The 1,255-nt window shown below is 64.0% G+C and carries 1 protein-coding gene; it reads right to left on the reverse strand.

The genetic code is table 11. From position 1 onward, the window contains the following. Positions 1–5: 5 nt before the first annotated feature. The gene (locus tag D6M19_RS34025; protein ID WP_123029677.1) at positions 6–1,205 is read right to left on the reverse strand and encodes an IS30 family transposase; all 1,200 of its coding nucleotides are present in this window, start codon (positions 1,203–1,205) and stop codon (positions 6–8) included. Positions 1,206–1,255 lie beyond the last annotated feature (50 nt).

The following is a 1,255-nucleotide window of genomic DNA, read 5'->3' on the forward strand; positions in this document are numbered from 1 at the left end:
CGGCGTTAGGCGGCCGCTTGGGCGAGTAGGGCGTTGAGCCGGTCGGCGGGTGTGTCGAGGTCGAGCGTGGGTCGTGGTCTTTTGTTGAGGGTGTCCTGGATGTGTTTGAGGTCTGCGGCGGTGTGTACGCGGAGGTCGGTGCCCTTCTCGAACCAGAACCGCAGCAGCCGGTTGGTGTTCTCGTTGCTGCCCCGCTGCCATGGTGAATGTGGATCGCAGAAATAGACCGGGGCCTGCAGCTGCAGTGCAATGTCGGCCCAGTCGGCCATCTCGCTGCCGCGGTCCCAGGTGATCGTGCGGCGCAGATGGGCCGGCAGCTCGCTCATCGCGGCAATCATCGCGGCGGCCACCGATTCGGCGGTGTGATCGGTGGGCAGGTGCAGCAGGATGGTAAACCGGGTGCTGCGCTCGACCAGCGTGCCGATCGCACTCGTGCCCCGGCTGCCCAGGATCAGATCGCCCTCCCAGTGCCCGGGAACGGCGCGGTCGGCGGCCTCGGCGGGACGCTTGCTGATGGTGATCACGTCGTTGAACTTCCCGCGACGTTCGGTGCGGCCGCGGGGCTTGCGCGCCGCCCGCTTGGTTGACAGGCACTTGTGCAGGTCGGCACGCAGCTGGCCACGGGTCTGCACGTAGAGGCTGGTGTAGATGGTTTCGTGGCTCACCTGCATGAGCTTGTCATCGGGGTGATCGTGGGCCAACACCTCAGCGATCAGCTTTGGGCTCCACCCGTCGTCCATCCACGCCTCGATCTGCGCGCACAACCGGGTGTCGTTGAGCTTGAATTGCTTGGGCCGCTTGGCATTCTGGGTAGCACGGGCATGGGCCAGACCCGCGTGATAATCCCCGTCGGGACTACGGTTGCGTTTGATCTCACGACAGATGACCGATCGGTCACGGCCGAATCCTCGGGCGATCTCGGCCTGGCTGAGTCCCCGGTCCAGACCCCGCATCAGCTCGACCCGCTCGTCATAACTGAATCGGTGACCGCGCCCGCCGCGCCGATCGCGATCGCCCGAATCGGCCAAACCCAGATCGCCCTTACCCCTGTGCAGTTTCATCGCTCCAGCGTCGCGCCACCACACCCAAGCCGTGTTGTAGAACACGCCGAGGTCGCTTGCCGCACCCCGGATCGACTGACCCCCACACACCTGATCAAAAAACTCTCGACGAACTGACTTCGAAAACCGATATCCCTTCGGCACGACAACCTCCTCAAAATCAATGGATGTTGTCTTGACCGTATGAATCTGCC

It is taken from the genome of Mycolicibacterium stellerae (genome assembly GCF_003719305.1).
Lineage (GTDB): Bacteria > Actinomycetota > Actinomycetes > Mycobacteriales > Mycobacteriaceae > Mycobacterium > Mycobacterium stellerae.